Annotated in this window: 22 protein-coding genes; 14 read left to right on the top strand and 8 right to left on the bottom strand. The window is 61.6% G+C overall.

Annotated elements, in window-relative coordinates; all coding sequences use genetic code 11:
- Positions 1–113 precede the first annotated feature (113 nt).
- Positions 114–2,597, top strand: coding sequence for a penicillin-binding protein 1A (locus tag KTN04_RS13330; protein ID WP_217335729.1), 2,484 nt, complete (start codon positions 114–116; stop codon positions 2,595–2,597).
- Positions 2,598–2,681: 84 nt separating this feature from the next.
- Here KTN04_RS13330 and KTN04_RS13325 read toward each other — a convergent pair whose 3' ends face one another.
- From KTN04_RS13325 to rpmE, 3 genes are all read right to left on the bottom strand, one after another.
- Positions 2,682–3,926: a malic enzyme-like NAD(P)-binding protein gene (locus tag KTN04_RS13325; RefSeq protein ID WP_217335728.1), complete on the bottom strand. Its 1,245-nt coding sequence runs from the start codon at positions 3,924–3,926 to the stop codon at positions 2,682–2,684.
- 99 nt (positions 3,927–4,025) lie between these two features.
- Positions 4,026–4,757 (bottom strand): thermonuclease family protein, encoded by a 732-nt coding sequence (locus tag KTN04_RS13320; protein ID WP_217335727.1) that lies wholly within the window; start codon positions 4,755–4,757, stop codon positions 4,026–4,028.
- 79 nt (positions 4,758–4,836) lie between these two features.
- Positions 4,837–5,052, bottom strand: coding sequence for a 50S ribosomal protein L31 (gene rpmE, locus KTN04_RS13315; protein ID WP_217335726.1), 216 nt, complete (start codon positions 5,050–5,052; stop codon positions 4,837–4,839).
- Positions 5,053–5,277: 225 nt separating this feature from the next.
- Here rpmE and KTN04_RS13310 point away from each other — a divergent pair, with 225 nt between their 5' ends.
- Complete coding sequence (locus KTN04_RS13310; protein ID WP_217335725.1) at positions 5,278–7,482, top strand: primosomal protein N'; 2,205 nt, start codon at positions 5,278–5,280, stop codon at positions 7,480–7,482.
- A gap of 5 nt (positions 7,483–7,487) precedes the next feature.
- Here the strand turns inward: KTN04_RS13310 and KTN04_RS13305 are convergent, their stop codons facing one another.
- The gene (locus tag KTN04_RS13305; protein ID WP_217335724.1) at positions 7,488–8,045 is read right to left on the bottom strand and encodes a cysteine hydrolase family protein; all 558 of its coding nucleotides are present in this window, start codon (positions 8,043–8,045) and stop codon (positions 7,488–7,490) included.
- A 96-nt stretch (positions 8,046–8,141) separates the two neighbouring features.
- Between KTN04_RS13305 and KTN04_RS13300 the strand changes: the two genes are divergently transcribed.
- From KTN04_RS13300 to KTN04_RS13265, 8 genes are all read left to right on the top strand, one after another.
- Positions 8,142–9,095: a GlxA family transcriptional regulator gene (locus KTN04_RS13300; protein ID WP_217335723.1), complete on the top strand. Its 954-nt coding sequence runs from the start codon at positions 8,142–8,144 to the stop codon at positions 9,093–9,095.
- 157 nt (positions 9,096–9,252) lie between these two features.
- A complete protein-coding gene (argS, locus tag KTN04_RS13295) occupies positions 9,253–11,010 on the top strand; it encodes an arginine--tRNA ligase (RefSeq protein WP_217335722.1) in 1,758 nt (585 codons plus the stop codon).
- A gap of 3 nt (positions 11,011–11,013) precedes the next feature.
- A complete protein-coding gene (locus tag KTN04_RS13290; RefSeq protein ID WP_217335721.1) occupies positions 11,014–11,637 on the top strand; it encodes an SPOR domain-containing protein in 624 nt (207 codons plus the stop codon).
- A gap of 126 nt (positions 11,638–11,763) precedes the next feature.
- A complete protein-coding gene (gene hslV / locus KTN04_RS13285) occupies positions 11,764–12,306 on the top strand; it encodes an ATP-dependent protease subunit HslV (RefSeq protein ID WP_217335720.1) in 543 nt (180 codons plus the stop codon).
- 2 nt (positions 12,307–12,308) lie between these two features.
- Complete coding sequence (hslU, locus tag KTN04_RS13280; protein ID WP_217335719.1) at positions 12,309–13,649, top strand: ATP-dependent protease ATPase subunit HslU; 1,341 nt, start codon at positions 12,309–12,311, stop codon at positions 13,647–13,649.
- 47 nt (positions 13,650–13,696) lie between these two features.
- Positions 13,697–14,077, top strand: a complete 381-nt coding sequence (locus tag KTN04_RS13275; RefSeq protein ID WP_217335718.1) for a gamma-butyrobetaine hydroxylase-like domain-containing protein — start codon at positions 13,697–13,699, stop codon at positions 14,075–14,077.
- Positions 14,078–14,142: 65 nt separating this feature from the next.
- Positions 14,143–14,901 carry a bifunctional demethylmenaquinone methyltransferase/2-methoxy-6-polyprenyl-1,4-benzoquinol methylase UbiE gene (gene ubiE, locus KTN04_RS13270; protein WP_217335717.1) on the top strand — a complete coding sequence of 253 codons (759 nt, stop codon included), beginning with the start codon at positions 14,143–14,145 and terminating at the stop codon, positions 14,899–14,901.
- Positions 14,902–14,948: 47 nt separating this feature from the next.
- A complete protein-coding gene (locus KTN04_RS13265; protein ID WP_217335716.1) occupies positions 14,949–15,584 on the top strand; it encodes a ubiquinone biosynthesis accessory factor UbiJ in 636 nt (211 codons plus the stop codon).
- Between the two features lie 416 nt (positions 15,585–16,000).
- Here KTN04_RS13265 and KTN04_RS13260 read toward each other — a convergent pair whose 3' ends face one another.
- The 3 genes from KTN04_RS13260 to KTN04_RS13250 are packed head-to-tail and all read right to left on the bottom strand — an operon-like array spanning position 16,001 to position 18,376.
- The gene (locus tag KTN04_RS13260; protein ID WP_217335715.1) at positions 16,001–16,414 is read right to left on the bottom strand and encodes a CopD family protein; all 414 of its coding nucleotides are present in this window, start codon (positions 16,412–16,414) and stop codon (positions 16,001–16,003) included.
- Between the two features lie 55 nt (positions 16,415–16,469).
- Complete coding sequence (locus KTN04_RS13255) at positions 16,470–17,135, bottom strand: fumarylacetoacetate hydrolase family protein (protein ID WP_217335714.1); 666 nt, start codon at positions 17,133–17,135, stop codon at positions 16,470–16,472.
- 44 nt (positions 17,136–17,179) lie between these two features.
- Entirely contained in the window at positions 17,180–18,376 is a 1,197-nt protein-coding gene (locus tag KTN04_RS13250; RefSeq protein ID WP_217335713.1) for an MFS transporter, read from the bottom strand.
- A gap of 107 nt (positions 18,377–18,483) precedes the next feature.
- Between KTN04_RS13250 and KTN04_RS13245 the strand changes: the two genes are divergently transcribed.
- From KTN04_RS13245 to serA, 3 genes are all read left to right on the top strand, one after another.
- Positions 18,484–19,371: a LysR family transcriptional regulator gene (locus tag KTN04_RS13245; protein ID WP_217335712.1), complete on the top strand. Its 888-nt coding sequence runs from the start codon at positions 18,484–18,486 to the stop codon at positions 19,369–19,371.
- A 73-nt stretch (positions 19,372–19,444) separates the two neighbouring features.
- Positions 19,445–19,726 carry a pyrimidine/purine nucleoside phosphorylase gene (gene ppnP, locus KTN04_RS13240; protein ID WP_217335711.1) on the top strand — a complete coding sequence of 94 codons (282 nt, stop codon included), beginning with the start codon at positions 19,445–19,447 and terminating at the stop codon, positions 19,724–19,726.
- 191 nt (positions 19,727–19,917) lie between these two features.
- Entirely contained in the window at positions 19,918–21,150 is a 1,233-nt protein-coding gene (gene serA, locus KTN04_RS13235) for a phosphoglycerate dehydrogenase (RefSeq protein ID WP_217335710.1), read from the top strand.
- Between the two features lie 47 nt (positions 21,151–21,197).
- Here serA and KTN04_RS13230 read toward each other — a convergent pair whose 3' ends face one another.
- The gene (locus KTN04_RS13230) at positions 21,198–22,247 is read right to left on the bottom strand and encodes an alpha/beta hydrolase (protein WP_217335709.1); all 1,050 of its coding nucleotides are present in this window, start codon (positions 22,245–22,247) and stop codon (positions 21,198–21,200) included.
- A 73-nt stretch (positions 22,248–22,320) separates the two neighbouring features.
- On the opposite strand from KTN04_RS13230, the gene KTN04_RS13225 reads away from it, so the two are divergent.
- The gene (locus KTN04_RS13225; protein ID WP_217335708.1) at positions 22,321–25,539 is read left to right on the top strand and encodes a mechanosensitive ion channel domain-containing protein; all 3,219 of its coding nucleotides are present in this window, start codon (positions 22,321–22,323) and stop codon (positions 25,537–25,539) included.
- Positions 25,540–25,549 lie beyond the last annotated feature (10 nt).

Raw genomic sequence — 25,549 nt, 5'->3', positions numbered from 1 at the left:
AATGTAGCCTGATTCAAGGACAATTTAAACTGCCAGTGCACTGTAGACCACGCACTCTACACCTATATAATGATCCAGCTCTATTTTTTCCCACCGGATTCTTGCAGGTCAGCATGCGCATTCTGAAACGGTTATTTAAATGGCTCTTGACTCTGTCGCTGATCGGCGTCTTTACTGGCGCTGCGACCTTTGCCGGAGTGTACTATTACTTCAGCCCGGAACTGCCCGACGTCGAAACCCTGCGTGACGTACAGTTTCAAACACCGCTGCGCATATATTCGGCGGACGACAAGCTGATTGCCGAATTCGGGGAAAAGAAACGCCGACCACTGACCTTTGAGGCCATCCCCGATCCTTTTATCAAAGCACTGCAGGCCGCTGAAGACGCACGCTTTTTCGACCACTTCGGCATTGATATCAAGGGCCTGAGTCGCGCCGCTTTCCAACTTGCCTCCACCGGCAGCATTCAGAGCGGCGGCTCCACCATTACCATGCAGGTGGCCAAGAACTTTTTCCTGACTCGCGAACAGACCTTCAAGCGCAAATTTATCGAGATCCTGCTGGCCTTGCAGATCGAGCAGGAGCTGAGCAAGCAGGAGATCATGGAACTGTATGTCAACCAGATCTACCTGGGGCACCGCGCCTATGGCATCCAGGCGGCGGCCAATACCTATTATGGTCAGGACATCGACAGCCTGACCCTGGCCCAGCTGGCCATGATTGCAGGCTTGCCCAAGGCACCTTCGGCTTTCAATCCGATCACCAACCCGGAACGCGCGCTGGAGCGCCGCGACTGGATCCTGGGCCGCATGCTGACACTGGGCTACATCGATCAGCAGGCACACGACGAAGCCGTGGCTACGCCGGTGACCGCCCGTTATCACCGCAGCGATATCGAGCTCGATGCCCCTTATATTGCCGAAATGGTACGCCAGCAGCTGTTCGCCGTGTACGGTGAAGCGTTGTACACGGATGGCTATCGCGTCTGGACCACGGTCGACAGCGACATGCAGGCTGAAGCTATACAAGCGCTGCGCCGCGGCTTGCTGGATTACACCGAGGACCATGGTTACCGTGGCGCCGAAGCCAGCATTGAACTCGATACACTGAACGCCGAAGACCAGCTTAATGCCCTGCGCCAGCATACCGCCTACGCGGGGCTGGAGCCGGCGCTGGTGCTGGCCGTCGACGCTGAAGGTGCCGACCTGTTGCGCACGGATGGCCGTCACGACCGCCTGCCGTGGGAGGGCATTAAGTGGGCACGCCCCTTCCGCAGCGTATACTGGAATGGCCCGGCGCCCAAACGACCGGCTGACGTGCTTTCACCCGGCGATGTCATCCGCGTGATGCGGGATGACAAGGATCAGTTGCGCCTGACCCGCATGCCGGATGTACAGGGTGCACTGGTGGCACTGGACCCGCACGATGGCGCCATTCGCTCGCTGGTGGGCGGCTTCAGCTTCTATCACAACAAGTTCAACCGCGCGACCCAGGCCTATCGCCAGCCCGGCTCCAGCTTCAAGCCCTTCCTGTACACGGCAGCACTGGAAAACGGCTTTACCCCGGCCTCCATCATTAATGATGCGCCCATCGTGTTTCATGATGTCAGCCTGGAAGATAGCTGGCGCCCGGAAAACGCCAACGGCACCTTCAATGGTCCCACCCGCCTGCGTGAAGCCCTGTACCGCTCGCGCAATCTGGTCTCCATTCGCCTGATGCGCGCACTGGGCATTGAGCAGGCACGCGCCTTCATGCTCAAGTTTGGCTTTGATCCGGACCAGGTACCCGCCAACCTGTCCCTGTCGCTGGGCAGTGCCGGTGCTACGCCGCTGCAGGTCGCGCGCGGTTATGCCGCCCTGGCCAATGGCGGCTTTCTGGTTGACCCCTACCTGATCAGCCGAATCGAAAACGACCAGGGCGAAGTACTGCTGGCGGCCAACCCGTTGCGCGCCTGCGAGGAATGCCCTGAGGCCACTACGGTGGCCGAGGCAGAGCCAGAGACCAGCCCGAACACACCCGATACCAGCCGGGACGAAAACGCGGGCGACAATGTCCTGCTCAACAACCTGCTGCCTCCAGAACAGCTGGAAGCTGCCACGCCCACGGCCGCACCGCGCATCATTTCCCGTCGCAACGCCTTTTTGATCTACGACATCATGCGTGATGTCATCAACCGCGGCACCGGCACCCGCGCCCGGGTGCTCAAGCGTTCGGACCTGGCCGGCAAGACCGGCACCACCAACGAGCAGAAGGATGTCTGGTTCAGCGGCTTCAATCAGGATCTGGTGGCCACGACCTGGGTGGGTTACGACCAGCCGTCGCCACTGGGGCGCGGTGAGTACGGCGGCAGCCGCACCCTGCCGATCTGGATGGATTTCATGGAAGACGCGCTGATCGATATGCCGGACAACCGCCCTTCCGCCCCGCAGGGTGTGGTCCGCGTGCGCATCGATCCGGCCAGCGGCAAGCGTGCCTATTCTGGCCAAACAAACGCGATCTACGAATACTTCCGCAGCGAAGACGTGCCGCGTGAACGTGCTCGCAGCCCCGAACAACAGCTGGAGGCGCCAGCCACCGAGGCCATCTTCGGCTACTGAGCCGTGCCTGGCGGCAGCCGGGCACATCCGCCGGACATAAAAAAACCGCTGCGAGGCAGCGGTTTTTTGGACCCCAATACGGGATTACAGCGGATAGTGCTCCGGCATCGGCAGACGTGCCACACCGCTGTCGATAGCCGCCTTGGCCACGGCATAGGAGATGGCACCCAGCAGACGGGAGTCGGTTGCCTTCGGCAAAATGTAGTCACGACTGAAGGACAATTCCTGCAGGCCGTAAGCCGTTAGAACTTCCGGCGTGACCGGCTCTTTCGCCAGGTCGGCCAGGGCACGTACGGCCGCCGCTTTCATCTCTTCGTTGATGGCCGTTGCGCGAACGTCCAGCGCACCACGGAAGATGAACGGGAAGCCCAGCACGTTGTTGACCTGGTTCGGGTAATCGGAACGACCGGTCGCCATGATCACATCAGAACGGGTCGCGCGTGCCAGATCCGGCTTGATTTCGGGATCCGGGTTGGCGCAAGCGAAGACGATCGGGTTGTCCGCCATCTTCAGCAGGTTCTCCGGTGACAGCAGGTCAGGGCCGGACAGACCAACGAATACGTCAGCGCCGGTAACCGCGTCTTCCAGAGTACGCTTGTCGGTTTCAGTGGCAAATGCCGCTTTTTCCGGAGTCAAATCTTCACGACCGGAGTGGATCACACCCTTGCGGTCCAGCATGAAGATGTTTTCGACCTTGGCACCCATGTTGATCAGCAGCTTCATGCAGGCACTGGCAGCAGCACCGGCACCCAGACATACGATCTGTGCTTCTTCCAGCGTTTTGCCGGCCAGTTCCAGCGCGTTGATCATGCCCGCCGCGGTTACAATCGCGGTGCCGTGCTGATCATCGTGGAATACCGGGATCTGGCAACGTTCGATCAGAGCGCGCTCGATCTCGAAGCATTCGGGGGCCTTGATGTCTTCCAGGTTGATTCCGCCAAAGGTTTCAGCAATACGGGCAACCGTATCGATGAAGGCCTGCGGGCTCTCGGCGTCCACTTCGATATCGATGGAATCGATATTGGCGAAACGCTTGAACAGCAGTGCCTTGCCTTCCATGACCGGCTTGGACGCCAGCGGTCCCAGGTCACCCAGACCCAGAATGGCAGAACCGTTGGAGATCACGGCAACCAGGTTACCCTTGGCAGTGTAGCGATACGCTGCATCGGGATCCTTGGCGATCTCACGGACCGGTTCGGCCACGCCCGGCGAATACGCCAGGGACAGATCGCGCGAAGTCTCAGCAGAGGTAGAAAGCTCTACACTGATCTTACCCGGACGAGGAAACTCGTGGTAATCGAGGGCAGCTTGTTTAAAATCTTGAGACATGGTTGCTGTTTCCAACTAAGGTTGTAAAAAGACGGACTTGCATCATATATAAAAGCAATATCCACAACAACCGTGCTTCAGACGATGCCAAATGCGACTTCAGTCGCCCCTCAAATGAAGCGAATGCGTCAAATCAAGACGCCAGCGCTGCTGGCCCGGACGCAAGGATTTATGCCGCTGCAGGCGGTCCACCACCCACCCGCGCACCTGCAGGCGCCGCCCGATTTGCCAACGGGGCGAACCGGCCATGACGGATGTGGACACGAAGACCGCCAAATGATCATCCAGATCAATATAGGTGCCTCGACGTGTGGGTGTGATGCGGCTGATGCGCCCCTGCAGCACGGCGAAGCCACTGCGCCGTACCCGCTCCGCAGCCAGCGGCGCACTCTGCCAGACTCCCAGGCCGGCCCGCCGGGCTGAGGTCTCGGCCGCGAACAAGCAGGCTGTCAGCTCGGGCCGGGCGCTGCGTGCCAGCACATATCCAAGCCCCCGCGCCACCAGCAACTCAGCCGCCAGCGTGCCATCCGGCAGATACAGGTGTGCCAGCCGCCGACCATAGCGGTCCGCGCGCTCGGCGCCCGGCAGCAGATAGACCCGGCGCCCCTGTACCGCACGCCGCAGCCACTGCCGGGCCGCCTCGGCATGAGGCTCGTCCGCACGCCCATCACGTCCAAGCTCAGGCGTATTGATATCGACCAGTCGCACCTTGCGACCATCACTCAGACGCAGCGTATCACCGTCATAGACCTGCTCGACCCGGGCCTGGAAGCCACCGGGTAGGCGCGGGCACTCGGCCGCAAGAGCCTGACGCCCAGACACCAGGCCCATAAGAGCTGATATGCAAACGACAGATACAAAAAAGGCACTCGCCATGAGTGCCTTTTTAGAATCGTACAAGCGCAATCGCTTACGATTTGAAACCACGAGAACCGAAACGCTTTTTGAAGCGGTCAACACGGCCGCCGGAAGTCGCTTCCTTCTGCTTGCCGGTGTAGAACGGGTGGCACTGGCTGCATACGTCGACCAGCATGTCTTCACCCAAAGTGGAGCGGGTGTTCATGACATTACCGCAGGAGCAGGTAACTTTGATTTCGGTGTATTCCGGATGGATACCAGCTTTCATCTTGAACCTCGATAAAATTGGCGTGCCGCCACCCGGTCGTATCTGACGCCAGGCACCGCACATTTAATGGTGCGCTTTTAATAAGCACAGTGTGTATAACTAAGGCGCGAAATTATACGCCCCCCCCAGGCGACGGGCAAGGAAAAACAGCCATTCCCAGTCCCGTCCAAAACCCCTAGACTGCACCCATTGCTGCCTGCCCACAGCCCTTGTCGAGGTTCCGATTTGATTTTCCGTGTTGCCATCCCGACACCGCTTTATCGCCTGTTCGACTACCGGCCGCCCATATATGGCCCGGAAACGGCACAGCCGGGCTGCCGCGTACGCGTTACCTTTGGTCGACGTGAGGTGATCGGCTTGCTGGTGGCAATAGCCACCGAGAGTGAGGTGCCGCCCGACAAGCTCAAACCGGCCCTGGAACTGCTCGATACGGCACCGGTGCTGACACCGGACCTGTTTGCTCTGGCTCACTGGGCGGCGCGTTATTATCAACACCCATTGGGCGATGCCCTGCAACAGGCCCTGCCGGTACTTCTGCGCCAGGGGCAGCCGGACCGTTTTCAGCATCAAACCTTATGGCGTGCCAGCGCCACCGCCGATATCGAGGCGCTTTCCGCTCGCGCCGGACGCCAGCGCGAGCTGCTGACCCTGCTACAGGAACATCCACAAGGTATCAGCACCGACGCGCTGCGGGCCGAGGGCGGCAACCCCGCACTATTGAAGGCGCTGTCGGAAAAGGGGCTGGCCGAGTCGTTTGAACACCAGCCGGCCCTGCTCCACGCCAATGACACCGGCCTGGATATTCTACGCGAAGCGCCACTGACACTGCATGACGAACAGCTGGCCGCTGTCAACGCGGTGCACCAGGCACAAGGCTTTACTCCCATGCTGTTGGAAGGCGTTACCGGTTCGGGCAAGACCGAGGTCTATCTGCAGGCGATCCAGCACTGCATCGAGGCCGGCAAGCAGGCGCTGGTCCTGGTGCCCGAGATCGGTCTGACCCCCCAGACCATTGCCCGCTTCAAGGCGCGCTTTCGGGTGCCGGTACTGGCGCTGCATTCGGGCCTGACCGACCGCCAGCGGCTGGACGCCTGGCTCTGGGCCCGAGAAGGCAGCGCACGGATTTTGATCGGCACCCGCTCGGCGATTTTCACCCCGCTCAAGTCGCCGGGATTGATCATCGTCGACGAAGAACATGACGGCTCGTTCAAGCAGCAGGACGGCTTCCGCTATCACGCCCGCGATCTGGCCATTTTTCGCGCCCGCGCGCACGACATCCCGATCCTGCTCGGCAGTGCCACCCCGGCGCTGGAAACCCTGCACAACGCCCTGAGTGGTCGCTTCCAGCACCTGCGCCTGACCCGCCGTGCAGGCAATGCCAAGCCGCCCAGGTTCGAGCTGCTCGACATCCGCCAGCAGCAGCTGGACGCCGGACTATCCGCACCGCTGATCAGCCGCATCCGCGAACACCTTGACCGCGACACCCAGGTACTGCTGTTTCTCAACCGGCGCGGCTTCTCGCCGGCGCTGGTGTGCCACGACTGCGGCACCCCGGTGGACTGCACCCGCTGCGATGCGCGCATGACCCTGCACCGCCAACCGCCGCACCTGCACTGTCACCACTGCGACCGGCAGACACCGATTCCGCGCGGCTGCGCCCAGTGCGGCAGTCAGCAGCTGCGCCCGGCCGGCAGCGGCACCGAACGGGTGGAAGACCGCCTCGCAACGCATTTCCCCGATACCCCGATACTGCGCGTGGATCGTGACAGCACCCAGCGCAAGCACGCGCTGGATCAGATCATGGATCAGGTACACACAGGCAAACCCTGCATTCTGGTCGGCACCCAGATGCTGGCCAAGGGGCACCACTTCCCCCGCGTGACACTGGTCGCCATTCTCGATGCGGATGCGGGACTGTTCAGCGCCGACTTTCGCGGCATGGAGAAAACCGCCCAGCTGATCCTGCAGGTAGCCGGGCGTGCCGGGCGCGCCGATTTGCCCGGCGAGGTGGTGCTGCAGACCTTCAATGCCGAGCATCCGATGCTCAAAACCCTGGTGCATGCCGGCTACGACGCCTTCGCCCGTGAGGAACTGCGCCTGCGCCGGGGCGGTCATCTGCCGCCGTTCGCCCACCACACGCTGATTCGCGCCGAAGCCACCCGCCAGGGACTGGCAGAGAACTTTCTGCTCAGCCTGCGCCAGCTCAGCGACCAGCAACAGTTACTGCCGGCCGGGGTTCAGTGTATCGGTCCCTTCCCCTCATTGATGGAGAAGCGGGCCGGCCTGTTCCGCGCCCAGATGCTGCTGCAAGCGGGCCAGCGCAAGCCGCTGCATCAGGCGCTGTCGGTGCTGATCGGGCTGATGCAGGCGCACCCGGAAGCGCGCCGGGTACGCTGGACCCTGGATGTGGATCCGGTCGACAGTTACTAGGGCAATCAGGCCGTGGCCAGCCAGCGGTCGGTATCGGTCACCTCGGCATAGGCGAAGGCCAGCGCCGACATGAAGGCGGCATGGACCTGGGCCGCCGGCACCTGAACCCCATTGAATTCCAGATCCAGCGTGGCACAGGCATCCTCGATCAGCGTGTTCTGATAGCCCAGATCCGCCGCCGCCCGCGCCACGGCGTCAATGCACATGTGGCTCATGGCGCCGACAATGACCAGTTTTTCAATGCCGCGTGCCTGCAGGGCGTCATGCAGCTCGGTCCCCTTGAAACTGTTCACTTCGTGCTTGAGCACCGTCACTTCCTGCGCGCTGTCCCGCGGCTGCATGCTGGCATGAATGCGCGCGCCTTCGGTGTCGGGGGCAAAGAAGGGCGCGTCAGCCGCGGCAAACTCGTGACGGATGTGAAAGATCGGCAGTTCGCGCTCACGAAAACGAGCCAGTACACGAGCCGCGTTGGCGGCCGCCGCTTCGATGCCCACCAGCGGCCAGCGGCCCTGCGGGAAATAGTCGTTCTGCAGGTCAACGATGATCAAGGCGGTATTGCTCATGAGTGATGCTCCGTAAAAAAGATTGAGCACTGATCATGACAGCTCATGTTACCCTGCACCGGTGGCAACCCTGACATTTATAAGGCAAAAACCGACATGGCGCGCACCCTTTCCGTCATCATCCTCACCCTTGAAGGCACCGCCCGCTCGGCGGTGTATGGTCTCGAGGACCTGTTTCACAGCGCCAACAAGATCCTGACCGAACTGCAGAACGTGCCGGCACTGCACTTTGACGTGCACCTGCTGGCGGCCGAGACCCTGAGCCGGCAACCGCAAGGCACCCTGCCTCACCCCGAGCTGGTCATCGTACCGCCCATTTTGCAAGGACAGGCCTATCTCGCCCCCCTGCCCGACGTCTGCCGGGCCCTGCGGGACTGGCACGGACAAGGCTCAGTGATCAGCTCGGCCTGCGCCGGTGCCTTCGTGCTCGCCCAGGCCGGACTGCTGGAGGGCCGCTGCGCCACCACCCACTGGCAGCTGGAAGGCCTGTTCCGCTATCACTTTCCGCACCTGGATCTGGATACCAACGCCCTGCTGCTGTCCGACTCCGACCTGGTCACCGCCGGCGGCGTCATGGCCTGGATGGACCTGGCCCTGCACCTGATCGGTCGCTACGTTCCGCCCTCCGTGGTGCAGGCGTTGGGGCGCTTTCTGGTGGTGGATACCGGTACCCGCCAGCAGCGCTACTACCGTTCCTTCATGCCGGTGATGAGTCATGGCGACGCCCCCGTCCTGCGCGTGCAGCATCAGCTGCACCAGCACTACCAGCGGCGCCTGGCCGTACGTGACATGGCCGCTATCGCCGGCCTCACCGAACGCACCTTCATGCGCCGCTTCCAGCGTGCCACCGGCCTGCGGCCGGGCGAATACCTGCAGCAGCAGCGCCTGCACAAGGCGCGCGAGGCGCTGGAAAACAGCCGCGACCCGATCGAGCGCATCGCCTGGCAGGTCGGTTATGAAGACGTCAGCGCCTTCCGCAAAATGTTCCTCAAGCAGACCGGCCTCAGCCCGAGCCAGTACCGGGAGCGCTTCGGCGGGGGAGCACCCTGAGCTCAAGTTGCTACACGTTGACACCCTCATCACCCTGAACAGGCGGTGATTCCTCCTGCGAGACGCTCATGACTGATTGGCAATTGACCACCGCGGCGGCGTATAATATCCGGTTTATTGCCTCATTCTGATCTTCAATTCCAGCCAGAGTACCCCGATGAAAGAACAGATTGCCCAACTGATCGACGCGGCTCTTTCCACCCTGATCGCCAACGGCACCCTGCCCGCCGACATCACCCCGAACATCCAGGTTGAGAACACCCGTGACAAGGCGCACGGCGACTTCGCCAGCAACATCGCTCTGACTCTGGCAAAACCGGCCCGACGCAATCCGCGTGAACTGGCCCAGCAGCTGTGCGACGCTTTACCGACCAACGGCAGCATCGAGAAAACCGAAATCGCCGGCCCCGGCTTCATCAACTTCTTTGTCAGCCAGGCCTCCATCTTCACCGTGCTGGGCGACATCCTCGAGCAGGGTGACGCCTTCGGTCGCGGCCAGGCCAACTCCGGCCCGCGCATGCAGGTGGAATTCGTATCAGCCAACCCCACCGGCCCGCTGCACGTGGGCCACGGCCGGGGTGCCGCCTACGGTGCCACCGTGGCGGACCTGCTGGAAGCCGCCGGTGTCGAAGTGGAGCGTGAGTATTACGTCAATGACGCCGGTCGTCAGATGAACATCCTCGCCGCCAGCGTCTGGCTGCGTTACCTGGAACAGCACGAGCAGGAACTGACCTTCCCCAGCAACGGTTACCAGGGCCATTACATCCGCGACATCGCCCACGATCTGGTCAAGGATCACGGTGACCGCTTCAATCGACCGGTCGCGGACGTCGTCGCCGACATCCCGGCGGACGAACCGGCCGGAGGCGACAAGGAAGTGCACATCGATGCCCTGATCGAGCGTGCTCAGCAGCTGCTGGGGGACGACTACGAGATGGTTTTCGATGCCGGCCTCAATTCCATTCTGGGTGATATCCGCGAAGATCTCGGCGAATTCGGCGTCAATTACCAGGAATGGTTCTCCGAGCGTTCCCTGACCAGCAGCGGCGACGTCAGCCGTGCGCTAGAGCAATTGGAGGCCAAGGGCTACCTGTACGAGCAGGACGGCAACCTCTGGTTCCGCTCCACCGACTTCGGTGACGACAAGGACCGCGTGGTCAAGCGCGCCAACGGCCAGACCACCTACTTTGCGTCCGACATCGCCTACCACATGAACAAGTTCGAGCGCGGTTTCGACAAGGTGGTGAACATCTGGGGTGCCGACCACCACGGCTATATCGCCCGCGTGAAGGCGGCGATCCAGGCCATGGGGTACGACCCCGAAAAACTGGAAGTACGCCTGGTGCAGTTCGCCATTCTGTACCGCGGCAGCGAACGCGTGCAGATGTCCACCCGCTCCGGCTCTTTCGTCACCCTGCGCGAGCTGCGCAACGAAGTGGGCAACGATGCCTGCCGCTTCTTCTATGTGACCCGCAAGGCCGACCAGCACATGGACTTCGATCTGGAGCTGGCCAAAACCGAGTCCAAGGACAACCCGGTGTACTACATCCAGTACGCCCACGCCCGTGTCTGCTCGGTCCTGCGCAAGCTGGAGAGCGAAGGCATGGCCTGGGACCAGGCCGCCGGTCTGGCCGCCATGGAGCGCCTGGAAAGCGAAACCGAGAAGGATCTGGTCAAGCAGTTGGCCAAGTACCCCGAAACCCTGCAGCACGCCGCGCTCAACTTCGAGCCGCATGTGCTGGCCAACTACCTGCGTGATCTGGCCGGTGACTTCCACACCTGGTACAACGGCCACAAACTGATCATCGACGATGCCGAGCTACGCAACGCCCGTCTGACCCTGAGTGTCGCCGTGCGTCAGGTGCTGGCCAACGGCCTCAAGCTGCTGGGCGTGTCCGCACCGGAGCAGATGTAAGCGATGGCCAAGCAGGACTTCGCCCGCAAGCGTCGCAGCGGTACCAGCGCCAGCCGTACGCCGAGCCGCAAGCCGGCCCGGCAGGCGGCGCCCAAGCGTACGGCACCGCCCCCACGACGCACGCCTTGGAAGCTGCTGCTGGTCACCCTGGCGGTGTTCGGCGGCCTGGGCTACCTGGTCTACACCCTGCTGCAGACACCGCCGGAACCTGCGCCGGCGGTGGTAACACCGGCATCGCAGCCGAAACCGGCACCCAAGCCGACCCCGAAGCCCGCCCCCGAGCCGGAACCCGAAAGGAGCAAGTTCGAGTTCTACGAGATGCTGCCCAAGACCGAAGTGGTGGCGCCCAAGGTGGATGTCTACAAATCCACCCCCAAGGACGCCAAGATGGAGCATCAGTACCTGCTGCAGGCCGGCTCCTTCCGCAATGACGCTGATGCTGAGCGCATGCGTGCCAAGCTGATCCTGCAAGGCTTGCCAGGCGTCAGAACCGATCGATCCGAGGGCAGCAACGGCATCTGGTACCGCGTTCGGCTGGGGCCGTTCGACAACAGGACCGAGATGAACCAGGCGCGCAACAAGCTGGGTAAGCTCAATATCATCCCCATGGCGATCCGGATCGACTGATCCGGAACCGCCCCCCCCTTGAAATCCTCGCATCCGCATCCATATCTGTAGCCATCAGGTTACCTGCCTTAACCGTAGCGAACGGTTTACGGGTGCCCACTATCGGACCGACAGGATTTTTTCTTTATGACAACTATTGTTTCCGTGCGCCGTGGCGACCAGGTCGTGGTCGGCGGTGATGGCCAAGTTTCCCTGGGCAACACCGTCATGAAAGGCACCGCCAAAAAGGTCAACACCCTGCCCAAGCATCAGGTCATTACCGGCTTCGCCGGCAGTACGGCTGATGCCATCACCCTGCGTGACCTGTTCGAACAACAGCTGGACAAGCATCAGGGCAACATCGTTAACGCGGTGATCCACCTGGCCCGTGAATGGCGTTCCGACCGGGCACTGCGTCGCCTGGAGGCGCTGATGCTGGTGGCCAACCAGGAAAAGACCTACTTGATCTCCGGCAACGGTGATGTCATTGAGCCGGAAGACGGCGTCATCGCCATCGGCTCCGGTGGCAACTTCGCCCTGGCCTCGGCCCGTGCACTGGTGGAAAACACCGAGCTGAGCGCCCGCGACATCGTCGAAAAGAGCCTGCACATTGCCGCCGGTATCTGCGTCTTTACCAATGACAACCTGACCATCGAAACGCTTGCCAACAAGGCCCTCGAGGAGAGCTGAACATGTCCAACATGACCCCGCGCGAGATCGTGCACGAACTCAACCGCCATATCATCGGTCAGGACGATGCCAAGCGCTCCGTGGCCATCGCGCTGCGCAACCGCTGGCGTCGCATGCAACTGGACGACGAACTGCGGCCGGAAGTTACGCCGAAAAACATCCTGATGATCGGCCCCACCGGGGTCGGCAAGACCGAGATCGCCCGCCGCCTGGCCAAGCTGGCCAATGCCCCATTCATCAAGGTGGAAGCGACCAAATTCACCGAAGTGGGTTATGTCGGTCGCGACGTGGAAACCATCGTCCGCGACCTGGTCGAGATGGCCGTGAAGCTGGTCCGCGAACAAGCCATGGAACAGGTGCGCTTCCGTGCCGAGGAAGTCGCCGAAGAACGTATCCTGGACGCGCTGCTGCCGCCGGCCCGCGCCACCGGTTTCGGCCAGGAAGAAGAGCCGAGCAAGACCGACAGCGCCACCCGTCAGATCTTCCGCAAGAAGCTGCGCGAAGGCCAGCTGGACGACAAGGAGATCGATGTTGAAGTCTCCCAGCAGCCGATGGGCGTTGAGATCATGGCCCCTCCCGGCATGGAAGAGATGACCAGCCAGCTGCAGAACATGTTCTCCAGCATGGGCCAGGAGCGCAAGAAGTCCCAGCGCCTGAAGGTGAAGGATGCCTTTAAGCTGCTCACCGACGAAGAAGCCGCCGGCATGATCAAGGAAGATGAGACCAAGCAGAAGGCCGTCGAGCTGGTGGAGCAGAACGGTATCGTCTTCCTCGACGAGATCGACAAGGTGTGCAAGCGCGGTGACAACAACGGCGGCGGCGACGTCTCCCGTGAAGGCGTACAGCGCGACCTGCTGCCGCTGATCGAGGGCTGCACCGTCAACACCAAGTACGGCATGGTCAAGACCGACCACATCCTGTTCATCGCCTCCGGTGCCTTCCACCTGGCGCGCCCGTCCGATCTGATCCCCGAGCTGCAGGGCCGTCTGCCGATCCGGGTCGAGCTGAACGCGCTGACCCCGGATGACTTCCGTCGCATTCTGACCGAGCCCAAGGCGTCCCTGACCGAGCAGTACAAAGCGCTGCTGGCCACCGAAGGCGTCAACGTGGAATTCACCGAGGACGGCATCGCCCGCATCGCCGAACTGGCCTACGAGGTCAACGAGCAGACCGAAAACATCGGTGCCCGTCGCCTGCATACCATGATGGAGCGTCTGCTGGACGAACTGTCTTTTGTCGCTGCGGACAAGGCCGGTGAAACCGTTCAGGTCGATGCCGCGTATGTGAACTCACAGTTGGATGAACTCAGCCATGACGAGGACCTGAGCCACTACATCCTCTGATGTCCATACCGGGGGCTGCAGCCCCCGGTCATCCACGGAGCCCTGCCATGAACACTTCGGTTCCCCTGCCGTCCGATATCAAGCTGCACTTGAAGTCCCGCACCCTGGAACTGGTCTACGCGGATGGCACTTTCGAACTCACCGCCGAATTCCTGCGCGTGCATTCGCCCTCCGCCGAGGTGCGTGGCCACGGCATCGGCAACGGCGTGCTACAGACCGGCAAGCAGCATGTCGGCTTTAAGGGCGTCGAGCCCGCCGGCAACTACGCCCTCAAGATCATCTTTGATGACGGTCATGACTCTGGCCTCTACACTTGGGAATACCTGCACGATCTGGCGCATAATCAAGCCGATTACTGGCAGCGTTATCTGACGCAGCTGGACGCGGCTGGTGCTTCGCGCGACAACGGCCTGATCGCCCGCGGCTGAGCGACAAAGCTGCAGCCGCAGGGTAGAATGCAAGCAACCTTCGGATAACAGTCGGACAGAGAACCATGCCAGAGCAGAACGGAAAGAAAACCACTCACTTCGGCTATCAGGACGTGCCGGTCGAAGAGAAGGTCAAACGCGTCGCCGATGTCTTCCACTCGGTGGCGGGCAAGTACGATCTGATGAATGACCTCATGTCCGGCGGCGTCCACCGCCTGTGGAAACGTATCACCATCGACCAGAGCGGCGTGCGCCGTGGCCACAAGGTGCTCGACATTGCCGGCGGTACCGGTGACCTGACGCGCAAGTTCGCACGCATGGTTGGCCCCGAAGGCAAGGTGGTGCTGGCCGATATCAACGACTCAATGCTCAAAGTCGGTCGCGACAAGCTACTCAACTCCGGCGTCGCCGGCAACGTGGAGTATGTTCAGGCCAATGCCGAATGCCTGCCGTTCGAGGACAACACCTTTGACGTTATCACCATCGCCTTCGGCCTGCGCAATGTCACCGACCAAAATGCCGCCATTGCCTCCATGCTGCGCGTGCTCAAGCCCGGCGGCAAACTGATGATTCTGGAGTTTTCCAAGACCGACAACCCGGCGCTGACCAAGCTGTACGATTTTTACTCGTTCAACATCCTGCCACAGATGGGCAAGGTGATTGCCGGGGATGCCGACAGTTACCGCTACCTGGCCGAGTCGATCCGCAAGCACCCGGATCAGGACACCCTGAAAGGGATGATGGAGCAGGCCGGTTTCGTCAACTGCCGCTACCAGAACATGACCGGCGGCATCGTTGCCCTGCACACCGGCATCAAGCCCTGAGGACAGCGCAACCGCCGCACTGAATCCAGCCCAGAGGAGCGAGCGCCATGACACCCCCGACAGGAACCGGCACCGGAATGATCAACGCCACCCTGCTGACGCTGGCAGAAGCAAGCCTCAATGCGGTGCTGGCGCGCGATCCGGTAACGCTGGCCCGACTGGGCGAGCTGAACGGCACGGAAGTGCGTGTCGAGTGCACCCGCCCCGAGTGGCACTGCACCCTGCTGCCCCACGATCATGGCATTGATCTACTGGCCGAGTGTGGCGGCGAACCCGACGCCTGCATCCGCGGCACAGCGCTCGACCTGATACGCCTGCCCCAAGCCGGCAACCAAGTACTCTTTGGCCACGGCGTCAGCCTCGAAGGCAACAGCGGCCTGGTCCACCGACTGCAACAGATTCTGGCCGACAGCCAGATCGACTGGGAAGCCTGGCTGGCCGACCTGATCGGCGACACCGCCGCTCACCCGCTGGCCAACCTTGTCCGCTCTGCCGCCCATCAACTGGGTTACGGCAGCCGCAGCCTTGTCCACAGCCTAGAAGAATATCTACACGAGGAAGCCCGCCTGCTGCCGACGCAGGTCGAGATCGATATCTGGCAGGAGCAGGTGGAAGAACTGCGCGACGCCACAGACCGGTTGGAAGCCCGTATCGCGCGGCTGGAGCAGCGGCAGTCTAATTAGCCCTAGGCAAGACAACCACACTACACTAATGCTACTCGGGCAATGGGATCAGGTCTGTCTGACACGCCATAAACCATCCCTGGGGCTCGTCTGCGGCCTTTCTTGGCCGCAGACGGTCAGCCAGACCTGATCCCATTACGCCTGACCGATCACTTCCGTGCAGCACTGTTGCAAGTACAGTCACTCAAACCACAATTGAGCCGGTGATCTGGCTTTGTAATCGCAAGGGTGCCGAACCATGAACAGGCTGTGGTGCCGAGTATGTGCGACCGTCTGACGCCAAGGATGGCGTCAGTCGAGCGGTCATGGATGACGCAAAGCGTGTCGCACATGCTCGGCACTACACGCCTGCTGTCAGTGACAAACTGTGCAATTGCCCAACCTACCCAAAATATCAGCGGTACACATCTGCCGAATCAAAACGGCTTGACCACCACAAAGATCAGGATCGGGATGAAGATCAGCAGCGGCAGTTCGTTGTAGAGGCGGAAATAACGCCCACTGCGGCTGAGTTCACCGCGCTGCATCTGTTTCAGGTAGGCACGGCACCAGAGGTGGTAGCCGATCAGCAACGCCACGAACAGCAGCTTGGCGTGCAGCCAGCCGCCGCTGAAGCCGTATCCCAGCCAGAGCCAGAGTCCCAGCCCGAGGGTAAACACGGCCATGATGGTCATGAAACCATAGAGCTTGCGCGCCATGATCTCCAGTCGGGCTACATCCTGCCCCGCTTCGCGGCCTTCCACGTAATGCACGAAGATGCGCGGCAGATAGAAGATTCCCGCCATCCAGCTGGTCATGGCCAGAATATGCAGCATTTTATACCAGAGCATTCACGTCCCCTTATTGCAGGCACCCGGTGCCTTGATGATCCATTAATGGCTGTGTTCAGTCCTGCACAGCCGTGTCGACGCGCAGCAGGTCTACCAGCTCCACACGCAGCTGATCCCCCGGCTGCACTGGCCCAACGCCGGCCGGTGTGCCGGTCAGCACCACGTCACCCGGCTCCAGCGTGAACCATTCACTGGCATGGGCCAGCAGCTTGAGCACCGGCGTCAGCATCTGCGCCGAGTTGCCGTCCTGACGCACCTCGCCGTTGACGCTTAAACGAATCTGCACATCGGTCAGATCATTGACCGAAGCCGGTGACAGGAAGGTCGACAGCGGGCAGGCACCATCAAAGCACTTGGACTTTTCCCAGGGCTGGCCCTTTTCCTTCAGGCGGCTCTGGACTTCGCGCAGGGTCATGTCCAGCCCCAGCCCGATGCCGGCAATGGCGTGCATCGCCTGCTGCTCATCCGCGTTTTTCAGGGTTTCACCGATCAGAATCGCCATTTCGGTTTCGAAATGCACCTCACCCTTGCCTGCGGGGACAGAGAACGGCTGCTCCATCGGTACCACCGAGGTGGCCGGTTTGATGAACAGGATTGGTTCCTTGGGAATGGGGTTGTTCAGTTCCAGGGCATGATCGGCGTAGTTGCGGCCGATGCAGACCACCTTGCCCAGCGGCAGCTCCAGAGCATGGCCGTCAGTTACACGATGTTGATAACGCATGGCAAGCCTCGTTCACAGCAGAATAATGGCTACAGTTTATCAGATCAGCCCACTGACGCGCCCGAACGCTGCTGCAAACGATACAGCACCAGGCTCAGCGTCAGGGTTAGCGCCAGCACCAACAATGAGCCGACAATGACTCCTGTCCAGGCCAGCCACTCCCAGAACGGGTGCAGGTAGAAACCGCCGGTACTGGCCCCTGTATAGTAAAACAGCAAATACAGCGACGACGCGCTGGCACGGGCGTGGTGTGCATTCTGGCTGACCCAGCTGCTGGCGCTGGAGTGGGCGAAGAAGAACCCGAAGCTGTTGACGAAGAACCCCAGCACGATCAGCCACAGCTGGTCGGACAGCGTCAACAGGCTGCCGCTCATCAAAATCAGAATCCCCAGTGCCATGCACAGCGGCTGCGCCAGCCGCTGGCCGACCTTACCGGCAATGGCCGACCCGACAGTACCGGACAGATAGGTCAGGAACAGCAGCCCCAACAGGCTGGCCGGCAGGTTGTAGGGCGCCTCCGCCAGCACGAAGGTGATATAGCTGTACTGGTTGACGAAGATGAAAAAATTGAAGCCCCCGATCAGGTAGGCCAGCAGCAGCACCGGGTTGCGCAGGTGCGTGCCCAGATCGGCCAGCATGCGCCTCGGTTTCAGCGGCTGGGGCGTGAAATGTTCGGACCGGGGCAGCAGCAGCGCAAACACCACCAGACATACCAGACTGAGCAGCGTCATGACTTGAAATGCCTGCGCCCAGCCCAGCCAATCGCCGACAAAACCGCCGATCAGGCGCCCGCTGATACCACCCAGACTGTTGCCGCCGATGTACAGCCCCACGGCCACCAGCATGGCCGGGCGCTCGAACTCATCGCCCATCCAGGCAATGGCGATTGCCGGCAGACCGGCCAGCAGCACCCCCTGTATCGCCCGCAGCACCAGCATGGCGGTGTAGCTTTCGATCAGCGACAGCAGCAGCGTCACCAGCGTGGCGCCGCTCATGGTCAGCAGCATGATCCAGCGCCGCCCCAGCGCATCGGACAGCGGCCCCCAGATCAGCAGCGACAGCCCCAGCGTCAATGTGGTGACCGTGAAAGTCCAGCCCGCCTGCAAGGCCGACACCTCGAACGCCTGCGCCAGCATCGGCAGCAGCGGCTGAGTGATATAGACATTGGCAAAAATCATGTAGGACCCCAGGCACAGAGCCAGGGTGGCCCGCCAGAAGGCGGCACTGCCGGACGTAATCATGGACACAACCTGCATGGAAAATGGTACGGAATACTGACGCGACCATAACAGCGGCGCTAGAATCATTAAAATATATAGTTTTTATTTAATGCATAACGATTATTGATATGGACCTACGCAGCCTGCGTTACTTTCTCGCCGTCGCCGAACAGGGCGGCTTCACCGCTGCGGCCGAGCGGCTGCACATCGCCCAACCCGCCGTCAGCATGGCCATCCGCAAGCTGGAGCAAACGCTGGATCTGCAGCTGTTTGACCGCCAGGAGCGGCGTGTTCGCCTGACCGACGAAGGCGAGGTGCTGGCACGCCATGCCCGTCATATCCTGCAGGCGGTCAACGATGCCGAGCGTGAGCTGCACGAACTGCACGGCCTGAGCCGCGGCGAGGTGCGGGTCGGCATCCCCAGCATGCTCGGCTCCTACTATTTCCCGCCTATCCTGATGGCCTTTCGCCAGCGCTACCCCGGCATCCGCCTAGAAGTGGTCGAAGCCGGCACCCGCAAGCTGCAGCAGATGATCCATCAGGGCGACATCGATATGGGCGTGATCGTGACCGACACCCCGCCGGACGACCTGGAAACCCACTCCTTCCTGCGCGACCAGATGATGGCGATCCTGCCCCGCGACCACCCGCTGGCACACGCGGACAACGTCAGCTATGACGCCTTCTTTGCCGAGGAACTGGTGCTGTTCAAGGAAGGCTACTTTCACCGCGAAGTGATCGACCGCATCAGCCGCGAAGCCGGCGTCACGCCGCACATCGGCTTTGAAGCCAACCTGATTCCGCTGATCAAGCAGATTGTCAGCCACGGCTACGGCATCACCACCCTGCTGGCGATGGTGGTGGCCGACGATCCGACCCTGGTGGCGCGCCCCTTCTCGCCGCCGGTCTGGCTCGACCTGTCCCTGGCCTGGCGCCGCGGGCACCGGCTGTCGCGGGCCAACCAGACCTTCGTCGATCTGGTGCTGGAGCAGGCGACCCACCGTCGTGACGGATGACAGCCCGCCGACACCGGATTATGATGCAGAACATCATCATTCCGGCCTGACGGCCCCTGTTCGAGGACAGCCCATGCTCAGCACCAACACCTACTTCGACGGCAAAGTCGTTTCCATCGCATTCGAAACCCCGGAAGGCCCCGCCACCTCGGGCGTCATGCTGCCGGGCGAATTCACCTTCGGTACCAGCCAGAACGAGCGCATGATCATGACCGCCGGCCAGCTGACCGTGCGCCTGCCGGGCCAGGATGACTGGACCGCGTTTCCCGCCGGCACCGAATTCAACATCACTGCCGGCGATTCCTTCGACGCCCGCATCGAAACCCCGACCGCCTACCTCTGCTACTACAGCTGAGCCGTGTGCCGATCCGGGCGGCCGTCACGGCGCCCTGATCTTCGGTTCGACTCAAGCCTGGCTGAATATTTTTCCGCGCGGCAACGCAGTGTAGCCCCGACACCCGAGCGAGTTTGTGCTAGACTTGCCAACCTCAATTTTTCCCTTGGCTGGACGAGTTCTCCGCCCAGCTGCAGCATGAGTCGCAGAAGATGAGCAAAACTACTTCTCTGGATAAGAGCAAGATCAAGATTCTGTTGCTGGAAGGCGTGCACCAGTCCGCGATCGACACGCTGAACGCGCAGGGCTACACCAATATCGAATTCCACACCGGCTCGCTGCCGGAAGAAGAGCTGATCGAAAAGGTTCGTGACGTTCACTTCATCGGTATTCGCTCCCGCACCCAGCTGACCCGCCAGGTGTTCGAAGCAGCCGAAAAGCTGGTAGCCGTGGGCTGTTTCTGCATCGGCACCAACCAGGTCGATCTGCAGGCCGCGACCGAAGGCGGCATCGCGGTCTTCAACGCGCCCTACTCCAACACCCGCTCCGTGGCCGAACTGGTGCTGGCGGAAGCGATTATCCTGCTGCGCGGCGTGGCGGAAAAGAATGCCAAAGCCCACCGTGGCGAATGGCAGAAGAGCGCCAAGAACTCCTACGAAATCCGCGGCAAAAAGCTGGGCATCGTCGGTTACGGCAGCATCGGCTCCCAGCTGAGCGTGCTGGCCGAAGGCCTGGGCATGGATGTCTACTTCTACGACGTCATCACCAAGCTGCCGCTGGGCAATGCCAAGCAGGTCAGCTCACTGCCGGAACTGCTGGGCATGTGTGACATCGTCACCCTGCACGTACCGGAAACCGCGGCCACCAAGGACATGATGGGCGCGACCCAGTTCGAGCAAATCAAGCAGGATGCCATCTTTATCAATGCGGCACGCGGTACCGTGGTCGATATCGACGCCCTGTGCGAAGCACTGAAAGCCGGCAAGCTGCTGGGCGCGGCCATCGACGTTTTCCCGGTCGAGCCGCGCAGCAACAATGACGAATTCATCAGCCCGCTGCGTGAGTTCGACAACGTGATCCTGACGCCGCACGTGGGCGGCTCCACCATGGAAGCTCAGGAAAACATCGGCTACGAAGTAGCCGAAAAGCTGGTCAAGTACAGCGACAACGGTTCCTCCATCACCTCCGTGAACTTCCCGGAAGTGGCCCTGCCGGAGCATCCGAACAAGCACCGTCTGCTGCACGTGCACGAGAACATTCCGGGTGTGCTCACTCAGATCAACACCGTGTTCTCCGAGAACGGCATCAACATCTCCGGTCAGTACCTGCAGACCAACGAAACCGTTGGCTACGTGGTGATCGACGTCGATGCCGACTACTCCAAGCTGGCGCTGGAGAAGCTGCAGCAGGTTAACGGCACCATCCGCTGCCGCCGTCTGTTCTGATACCTGCTTGATCCCCGAAAAGGCAGCCTGATGGCTGCCTTTTTTCGTTATATACCGGCTATTTGCGCCAAGGCACCACCCGAGTGCGGGCCCCCCGAATGCGGGCCATCTGTTGAACGGCGTCGAAGGCGTTCACTGATGCAGGTGAAGACACGGCTGCGCCAGGGCTCCGCCTCATTGACCAGATGGTGCCGCGCCGCTGTCAGCCGCTCGACACAGGCACCCGGCAACAGCCGATCCAGCACCTCCAGGTTATGCTCCCACTCCAGTGTCTGATCATCGGTCCCCTGAATCACCAGCGCCGACACCTCAAGGGCCGCCGCCGCCTCCACCTGTGCCACCCAATGCAGCATCGCGCCGACCCAGCCGACATCGACGAAATGGCCCTGCAGCGGGTCCTGCTGGCGCAGAAAGCGAATGAACTCGGGATCGTTGGAGCTGTCTCCATGTTCTCGGTGTACACGCTTGATGCACCAGTGCAACCAGCGATAACTGCGCTCGATACGCTGAAACTGGCGCGGCCTAATCAGCGGTGACAGCAGAATCCGATCCCGCAGCGGCAGCCCTTGCAGATGCCCATCCAGCTCGGCCTGCAGCAGAATGGCACTGCCGGTGCTCTGGCCAACGCCGACCCAGGGCGCAGTCAGGCCGGATTCATGGTGCCGCAGTAGACTGGCCAGCTGGCGCGCATAGGTATTGAAATGATCAATGGCAAAACGCTGCCCCGCCGACAGGCCGTGGCCCGGCAGGTCATAGATCAGCACATCCCAGTGCTGCTGTAACAGGTGGGCAATCAGGTGTCCGTACAGCCCGGTATGATCGGTATAGCCATGCACGACCAGCACGGTGCCACGACTATGTGGCCGACTGAAATGCTGCACCACCAGCGTGGTGTCCCCCACCAGTTCGGTGCCAATGCTGTAGCGTGCCATGGCTGCGACCCGGTCCAGGCCATAGTGCGTCAGGTAGGCCTGTAATTCGCTGCTGCACAGGGTTTCGACACCCGGCACAAAGTGATCCAGCGACTCGCGCAGCCGGCAGGGGTGAAAGGGCGAGGCGGAGTTATCCCCCGAGGACGTTATTGTTGTTCTGGTCAAGGTGCTACTCCTGTAATCGAATTATGCCTATGCTGATTATCAACCCTCTCCATGTGGCGATTCTGACGGTACGATGACAAAACCATTACTGATGCGCGGGCTTTTGCTCCTGGCGCTGCTGCTGACAGCTTCCTTGAGTGTAGCGGCTGAAACGGACGACAACCTGACACGTCTGGAACAGCAGCTGCAACAGCTGACCGAAAGTGACAGTGACACTCCGGCCCTGCGCGAGCTGTATCAGAAAACCCTGAGTGCCCTGAAAACCCGCCAGCAGTACCAACGCCGCGCGGATGAATTGCAGCAGCAACTGGAAGCCCAGCCCGAACAGCTGCGGGATCAGCAGCAGCAGCTGGAGACGCCGTTGCCACCGGACACTACCGATTTCATGCGCATGGACAGGGCCACGCTGGAGCAAGCCATTACGCTCAAGCAGGCCGCTCGACTGGAGCTGGAACAGCAGCGCGAGCAGCTCACACAGCAGATCGATATGAATGAACAGAAGCTGCTCAGCCTGCGCGAACAGCTGGCCGACCTGAAGCAAAGCCCGCCGGAGCTGCCGCCCCTACTGCCTGAGCAGAGCGACCGTGAAATTGCCGATGCTCGCCTGCAGTTGAAGAATGCTCTGCTGGAGCGGCGCAGCAGCCATGTCCGCGCCCTCGAACTGGAATTGCTGGCGCTGCCCGGGCAGACCGATCTGGCACGCTTGCAGTTGCAGCAGTTGCAACGCCAGCTGCAGCAGGCCAAACAGATCCTCGAGGCCATGCAGACGCAACGGGATCAACTCCAGCGCAGCGAACTGGAAGACACGCTGAGTAACCTGCTCGGCCCCGAAGACAGCCTACCCGAGCATCCGCTGCTCAACGAGATGACCCAGCGCAACCAGCAGCTCAGTGAGCAGCTGCGCACGCTGATCGAACAAACCCGGGTGACCCAGACCGAACGCGGGACCTTAGAGCAGGAGCTGGCGCTGATCACCCAAAGCTTCAAGACCATTCAGCAGCAACTGGAGCTAGAGACCTACAGCGCCAGCCATGAACTGCGCCGCTTTACCCAGGAGCTGTCGCGCCCAGTCGATGCCGCCAGTACCCGCCAGGCCCTTAACAGCCTGCGTCTGAGCAGCCTGGAGTTCAATCGCCAACAGCAGAGCACCCACGTACCGGACGCCATCCTGGATACCCTGAGTACACCTCAGCGACTGCGTCTGGAGCAGCTGCAGCAGAGCCAGGCCACCCTGCGGGACCGCCTGCAGGACAATCGCCAGCAACTGGTCAACGAGCTGGCCCAGCTGCTGGCGGTCAAGGAACAGCTGAATGACCGCCTGCAGCAGGCCCGGCGCCTGATCGAACAGCAGCTGCTGTGGCTGCCGGTGGCCCCGCCGGTTTCCTGGCAGTGGCCCGGCGAGATTCTGGCCGGCAGCGAGCAGCTGCAACCACTGATCAACCGTCTGCTGACGACCCCGGTGCTGGCCAACGGCGCCGCCGTACATGCCCCGCTAGGCATCTTTGCCCTGCTGCTGGCACTGGGCCTGAGCGTATACCGCTACCAGAAGCAGCACCGCAAGCGCTGGCGCATGGAGCTGGGCAACGTGGTGCACGACCGCTTTTCGCGAACCCTGCGCCTGCTTCTATCCGGTGTCATCGCTGCCCTGCCCATACCGGTCCTGCTGCTGCTGTTGCGTCATTACAGCCTCACCCCCGATCACCCCGATCGGCTGCTGCTGGAGCAACTGCTGCTGCTCTGGGCCTTCAGCCTGCAGTTTTACGGCATGGCGTTGGTCTGGCTAAGCATCCCCGATGGCCTGATGTGCGGGCACTTTGCCATGCCCGAAAAGCTGGCCCGCACGCTGCGCCGCCAGTTGCATCTACTGTTCTGGGTTTCACTACCGCTGCTGTCGCTGCTACTGGTCGCCGACAGCCACAATGCTCCGGCACTGCAAGGTGGTCCGGTTCGGCTGCTGTTCCTGTTGCTGACCCTGAGCCTGATGCTGTTCTGGCGCGGCTTCTGGCCGCTCGGCAATGCTGTCAGCCAACTCAGCCGCAACCCGCGCTGGTGGCACAATGCCCGGCTCTGGTCCGGGCTGCTGATGCTGTTCAACGCCGTCATGCTGGTGCTGGGACTGCTGGGTTATATCCTGACGGCGCTGTTTTTCATGCTGATCCTGCTGGTGGTAATCCTGCAGGCCATCGTGGCATTCGTGGTCTTCAAACTGGGGCTGCGCTGGCTGCTAATCGAGGAGCGGCGCCTGGCCTTCAGCCGCGCCCGGGCGCGCCGAGCGGAAATTCAGGCGGCGCGGGAAAACAACGAGGACATACCGCCGCTGAAGGAAAACTACCTCGACATGCAGACCATCTCCGATCAGGCCCGGGCCCTGCTGAAAGCGTCCGTGGTCCTGCTGCTGGGCCTGACCCTGTGGCTGACCCTGGGTGACTTCCTGCCCACGCTGCAGATCCTGGAAAGCGTGCAGCTGTGGAGCACTCTGGTCACCACCGGCGGGCAGGAAGTGCTGACGTACGTCACCCTGCGTGACCTGGTCGTCGGCGCACTGGTCCTCGGCATCAGCCTGATGGCGGCCCAAAACCTGCCCGGCCTGCTGGAACTGCTGGCTCTGCGCCACCTCAGCCTGACCCCCGGCACCGGCTATGCCATCACCACCTTGCTGCGCTACAGCCTGATCATGATCGGCATCCTGGTAGCGGTCAGCCAGCTGGGCGTGCAATGGGACAAGCTGCAGTGGCTGGTGGCCGCCCTGGGTGTGGGTCTGGGCTTTGGCCTGCAGGAGATCGTGGCCAACTTCGTGTCTGGCCTGATCATCCTGTTCGAAAAGCCGGTGCGTATCGGTGATACCGTCACCCTGGGCGGCGTCACCGGTTCGGTCTCGCGCATTCAGATTCGCGCCACCACCATTACCGACTGGGACCGCAAGGAAGTAATCATTCCCAACAAGACCTTCATCACCGACCAGCTCATCAACTGGTCGCTCAGCGATGCCACCACCCGCGTAGTGATCAGCGTGGGCGTGGCCTATGGCAGCGATACCGACCTGGCCTGTCAACTGCTGGTGCAGGCGGCCCGAGACAACCCCCGTGTGCTTGAAGACCCGGAACCGGATGCCTATTTCCGCGAGTTCGGCGCCAGTACGCTCAACATCGACTTGCGCGTTTATGTCAGCACCATGGCCGACCGGGTGCCGGTGACCAACGAGCTGAACACGACTATCGACCGGTTGTTCAAGGAACACGAAATCGAGATCGCCTTCCCGCAGCTGGACGTACGTTTGCATCGAGGCGGTTGATCATGGATTC

Origin of the sequence: Marinobacterium weihaiense (genome assembly GCF_019061305.1) — a bacterium.
GTDB lineage: Bacteria > Pseudomonadota > Gammaproteobacteria > Pseudomonadales > Balneatricaceae > Marinobacterium > Marinobacterium weihaiense.
The sequence above is the reverse complement of the archived record's forward strand: the minus strand, read 5'-3'. Positions and strand labels throughout refer to the sequence as shown.